Source organism: Leptospira weilii serovar Ranarum str. ICFT (assembly GCF_000332415.1).
In the GTDB taxonomy this organism is placed as follows: Bacteria; Spirochaetota; Leptospiria; order Leptospirales; family Leptospiraceae; genus Leptospira; species Leptospira weilii_A.
The window spans coordinates 1-5,817 of the sequence record NZ_AOHC02000009.1; the positions used below are offsets into that span (position 1 = coordinate 1).

Below are 5,817 nucleotides of genomic sequence, written 5' to 3' on the forward strand. Positions count from 1 at the left end.
GTAAAGTCATATTCACTAGAACGTATCGGAGACAATCATCGCATCCGCATGTAAAGAGTAGAACTCTTTCCAAGAAAGACGTTTTTTAGGATTGGAAGGTCGCTTGGGAAGATATTTAGAAACGGTTCTTTCACAAATAGTATGACCCAATTTCAAAAGCAAACCGTGAAGTTTAGTCGCTCCCCAAACGTTGTTTTCCTTCGCTACTCTTCGAATCAGTTTGATGATATCCCAGGGAGCGGAAGGTCTTCCCGGTTTTTTTCGTTTCGAAATCAGAGCCCAAAAGATCTTGAGTTTGTTGTTTCTCCATTCGAGAAGAGTTTCGGGAGAAACCAAAATCAAATGTTCTCTCCAATCCCGATCCAGATACGAAAGGAAAACAAGCTTCAATCTCTCAAACGGTTTTGTTTGGAATTTCTTTCTCTTTCGTTTGTAGGCGACAAGCTGACTTTTGAGAAACAAAATCCGAGCCGTGCTTTGGGATTTTTTTCGAATATTACAAAGAAAATGGAAAAGAAAGATGAAATTGAAAAAGAGAGAAATCTCGTTAAACAAACGTTAGGTCCTTCTTGAATATGCAATCGAATATACAATGATTTTCGAATGAATTGCATTTACAACTTCAAAGAAATTTTGTAAGCGAATAAAATACAGGTTCCTTCAATTTCTTGACAAACATTGTTGAGACGCTATTTTTACAATATGTGAAGAAAGTATTGTAAATTTTTGTTTTTTTACAAAACTAAGCTTCACTGCACCGGCGGTGCGAAGAAATTAAAAGCATGTTCTTTGAAAACGATTTTCTTTCGAGTCAGAGATATCTAAAAGAAGAAAAGAAATAGAAATACTAGGTGTTGTAAAAAATGCGCTATCACTCAAACAACAGCAAAAACATACTTTCACAAAGCGGAGGAAACTCAATGCCACGGCTCTCTATGGATCGCCGCGGCAGGTGATGGAGGCGTAGTCAATAAATTGGGAATGAGGGCGATACTTTGTATAACGTTTTTAGCATGCAATTTATTGACTGGAGCCGAGAGCCCGGTCCGCGAAGCGGAGCCGCCCTATCCCCTAACCCCTATTCACTTGAATACGAATACAAGAACGGGTTTGCATTCTCTTCATTCATCAACGGAAAAAAAGAAACCGATTACTTCGGGTTTTCCGAGTTTGTCGTACACGAAGCGTATGGGGAAAGAACGATCCACAAATTCCATACGACTCCATATGCAGACTTCCTAATGAACCGGGCTCTTTCCGGGGCGGAGTTTGAAACAAGAATCGTCGGGAACGACAACAATGATTACGGTGTCGTACAAACGACAACGGACGTAAAACAGATTGCGATGGCACCGGGTGTTACGAGTTACCTTCCCGTTACTTCAAAAGTTGAAAAGTTTTTGAGTGGATCGAGAACCACGACTCAAAGTTCCGACATTACAATCAGCGGGACCAAGATCAGTCGCAAGACCGACACGACTACCGATCACTTTTCCGACACGGTGCACGGGGTTACGTCCACGACGAATATTACGGATTTTGATACCGATGATACGACCAACCAAAGACGTACGACTCGTTCTGTTGCGAACAGTGGGAGTTCCCACGAGATTACGTCGCTTTTCAGTTACGACAGTCGTGGGAATCTTGCAAAACGTGTGAGTTCCTACACGGGGAGCGGTCTCGGTCCTGTGGGTGCTCACACAACCGAATTTGAATATGATTCTCACGGAAATCAAACGACCGAAAAAGATTCGAGTTCCAGCCCCGCGCGTGGGAGTTCCTACACGTTTGACAACGAACTGAATCAGTTTGTGACTCAAGAAACAAAATTCGGTGGTTCCATCCAAATCCCGACCACACATCAGATCCATTACGGAAGTGCGTTCGGTTCTCCGACCACAACCACGGACCCAAACGGGAACAAAAGCATTTTTGAATATGATGAATACGGAAGACTCGTCCGTGCAAGCTCCGACACAGACGACGGTTCTCGCACGACTGCGACTTACTCGTACGACGCCGGTTTTCCGCTCTCAGCAAAGACAACACTCCCATCGGGAACGGCTGATCCTGACTTTGCAAGTCGGACCTACGCGGACGGAATGGGTCGGAACATCTACACGGTCAAATCTGCGTCTAACGGTGGATATGCGATCACGGGTAGACTTGTCTATGACGGAACCGGCAAACTCGTTCGCAAAGGTCAATCCAACTGGGCGAGTTCCGGTGAAATCGACCGGTTTGTTTTACACCTCGAAGAAAGAAATCCTACAAGTTTCGAATATGATCCGATCGGTCGGGTGAAAAAAACAATTCTTCCGACGGCGGAAGGGGAAACGACTCCTACGATCATCACGACCACCTACAACTCCGCGTTTGAAACGACGGAGACACACAGCTCGGGTACGAGCAAACGAATCGTCAAAAATGCAAGCAGTGAAATCCTCTACGTCGAAGACTTTTCTTCCGACGGAAGCGCGGCCAAGATCGGGTTTTGTTACGACATTGCAGGGAACCGTACCAAGAAGTCGGATCTCAACGATTCTAACTTGATGTCCTGTCCGAATACAACATCCGGAGTTCCTGCAAAAGATACGAGTGGTAGAAATCAAACCTTTTGGAGTTACGACGCGTTTGGGAAACTGCGCGCGGAAAGTGATCCCGACTTGGGTGTGAGTTCCTACAATTACAACGCATTTGGAGACCTGACTTCCAGCACCAACGCAAAAGGAGTTACGACAAATTTGTCGTATGACGCAATCGGAAGAATCGCGACCAAAAATATCCCAGAAGGGAATATTCAGTATACGTACGATTCTTTTCCAGGAAGTGAAAATTCACTCGGAAAACTCGTACGAGTCGAAGACTCCAATCAAAACAAAACCTTTAGCTACGACAAACTCGGTCGTGTCAAAAAAGAAACTCGCACGATTCTGGCAACGTCGACCGGGAACCCTCTTCCAAATGAAACACAAGGTCCTTATATTACAGAAACTAGATATGATCTTTTAGGTCGTGTGACAAGAATCGATTACCCAGAACATCCGATTTCTCACGCAAGAATGCGAGCTTGTTACGAATATGGTAGCGCGGGATACATCTCCGGAATTTCCGTGCAAGTAAACACAAACGGAATTCTTCCGGGTTTTTGCAACAAGGATATCGTTGAGAACATCAGTTACAACGAGTTTGGGCAAACGGCAAACCTCACGCTTGGAAACGGGATCGCGACGAGTTACAATTACGACGTCAAAGGAAGAATGATTCGTATCAATTCTTCCGGGGATGTGAACGGTAACAACAAAATACTGCAAGACGTAGTTTATTCGTTTAACAATCGCAACAACATTACAAATATTGCAAATTCTACTTCCGACTTCAACACGCAATACGGTTACAACTACGACGGCCTGGGACGTCTAACAAACGCTACGGGCAGTTACATCGAAACGGGCAACTTCCGCAGGGACTTCAGCCAGTCTTTTTCGTATGCGAAGAACGGAAACCTGACTTCCAAACGCATTCAGGATCCTGCAAGTGGCAACATCTCCGACGAGTGGAGTTATGTTTACGAGAATCATCAGGTTTTGAAGATTGATTCTTCCAAAACTGGAAGCGACACGCTTGTTTTGCAATATGACGCCAATGGTAACCTTACGCGTCAAAGAGACAACGCAAAAGACTTAACGAAACGGATCAGCGTGGATTCGCAAGATCGTATCGTTCAGATCCAAGACGGGAACAACTCGACTTTGGGGAGTTACTGGTATGACGAGGGCGGATTTCGGATTCGCAAGTCTTCACTCGAACCGAAGAACCACGTTTTTGCAAACGTTGAAATTTTGTATCCGAACAAGTTCTTTGGTTTGGAGTTCATCGAAGCTGAGAATGTCCTTTCAAGCGTGAATAACGTGTTCTTGAACGGGGTTCGGATTGCTACTCTGAACGAAGTCGGTGCGCTGGCGTATTTCCTCACCGACCAAGTGGACTCCGTCTCACACGTGTTAGACGACGAGGGGAATTCGCTTTCTCATATTCAATACCAGCCGTATGGCGAGACGTTTGTGCAACGCGGTGACACGAACTTTGCTCCGAAGTTCAACTCGCAGGAGTTGGATCGCGAGTCTGGGTTCTATTTCTACAACGCCAGGTTTTATGATCCCGCGATTGCGAGATTTACAAGCGCGGATACCGTCATTGACGGGGAGTTGGATACGCAGGGCTGGAATCGGTTCTCGTATGTGAAGGGAAATCCGATCGGGGCGAAGGATCCGACGGGGCATTTGGGACAATTGATTCCAATTGCTGTTAGAGTTGGACAAGGTTTAGCAGCGGCAGGAATGGCACTTTGCTCTTCTGGAACACTAAAGTGCGGAGATGTAGCTAGTCCGAACAAATCTGACAAGCCAAGAGACACTTCCGTATCTCCGAATGATGCGAAAAAAATGGAAAAAGCAGGTCTTGATCCGCTGAATGCAAAAGGCTCAAAACAATCTCTCGGTAGTGGCGGAAAAGAAAATTCTAAAAGCGGAGTTAGTTCGGATCTTACAAATAAAGGGAATAATACTGGGAATAAAAAGGCTGATTTTATTGTTTCTCCGGATGGCGCTGTAATGCATAATTCTCCAGGTAAAGTTAAAGATTCTTTAAGTAAGGCTGGATTTCCTACAAAAGAAAGGGATCCAAACAAAAAAGAAAGTGGAACTATTTTTAATATACCTGATAAAAAAATGGATGTTCGAGTTATGGATGGTGGACCTAATCATCCGCCGAGAGTGGTGACAACTAAGGAAAATACAAATATGTCAGTCAATCCTAATACGGGAAAAAACTATCCCGGAAATATGAAAGGCGATGAACAAAAATCAAGAAGCCATATGTATTTTCAGTAATATATCGGTACTAGCATGAAAAATGAAGTTATTCAATCAGCATTAATGAAATTACTCAGTGGAGCTCAACTTGATAGTATCAGGGTCTATAAAATATCTTTACAAATAGAGTTTAACCAAATTGGTAAAAAAGAACTTCCCATTACTATTTGGCTAACAACGAACAATTCACTTTATGTAAATACGGATATCGCTTCAATTGATCGCGCCGCTGATTATTATGAGAAACGAGCAGCAGTAATAAAAGATTTGTTTTATTTAATAGGAGAAGACGTCTCTTCTGTTACAGTTTCCGAAAAAGGTGAACTCTCAATTGTTATAGGCGACAAAACTTTATTTCTATTTCGGGAAGAAGACGAATTTGAAGAGGTTTGGGAGATTATGGATAACTCGACAAGCAACTTTGCGGATCATGAATGGTATATTACTTTGCTTGATGACGGCGATTTTGAGTTAAAATGTCCCTGAGCCTCCCAAAAACTAAAATGCGCTTTCACTCGAACAACAGTAAAACATTACTCTACGAGCGGAAGAAACTCAATGCCACGGCTCTCTATGGATCGCCGCGGCAGGGATGGAGGCGTAGTCAATAAATTGAGAATGAGGGCAATACTTTGTATAACGTTTTTAGCATACAATTTATTGACTGGAGCCGAGAGCCCGATCCGCGAAGCGGAGCCGCCCTACCTTTGCCTGAAATAGGTTGACCTTTTTTCGACTGAAAAAAAGGTCAACGTCTCCTAGGCAAGGTCAATCGACCCCTAAAACCTAGCCACTAGTACTCAGTTTTTTACTTGCAAAAAGTATGATTTTCTGATAGAGAAAAGCCTCCCGAACGTTTCACGGAGGATTGTCGTAATTCCGACAGATTTATCTTGAGATCCAAATACTTGTGGGCAACGATACTAGGTGTACTAGGTGT

At 43.8% G+C, this 5,817-nt stretch carries 2 protein-coding genes and 1 pseudogene; 2 read left to right on the plus strand and 1 reads right to left on the minus strand.

Going from position 1 to position 5,817, the window contains the following annotated elements; genetic code table 11:
• Positions 1–21 precede the first annotated feature (21 nt).
• A pseudogene (locus tag LEP1GSC060_RS00860) lies at positions 22–555 on the minus strand (hypothetical protein); the annotation flags it as partial.
• A gap of 1,550 nt (positions 556–2,105) precedes the next feature.
• On the opposite strand from LEP1GSC060_RS00860, the gene LEP1GSC060_RS00865 reads away from it, so the two are divergent.
• Positions 2,106–4,895 (plus strand): RHS repeat domain-containing protein, encoded by a 2,790-nt coding sequence (locus LEP1GSC060_RS00865; protein ID WP_420805469.1) that lies wholly within the window; start codon positions 2,106–2,108, stop codon positions 4,893–4,895.
• Between the two features lie 15 nt (positions 4,896–4,910).
• Positions 4,911–5,363 carry a hypothetical protein gene (locus LEP1GSC060_RS00870; RefSeq protein ID WP_036095008.1) on the plus strand — a complete coding sequence of 151 codons (453 nt, stop codon included), beginning with the start codon at positions 4,911–4,913 and terminating at the stop codon, positions 5,361–5,363.
• The last annotated feature ends 454 nt before the right edge of the window (positions 5,364–5,817 follow it).

What these genes read in the sequence shown, in the direction of transcription:
- LEP1GSC060_RS00870 (WP_036095008.1), top strand. Translation starts at nt 4,911, where the DNA reads ATGAAAAATGAAGTTATTCAATCAGCATTAATGAAATTACTCAGTGGA.
- LEP1GSC060_RS00865 (WP_420805469.1), top strand. Translation starts at nt 2,106, where the DNA reads ATGGGTCGGAACATCTACACGGTCAAATCTGCGTCTAACGGTGGATAT.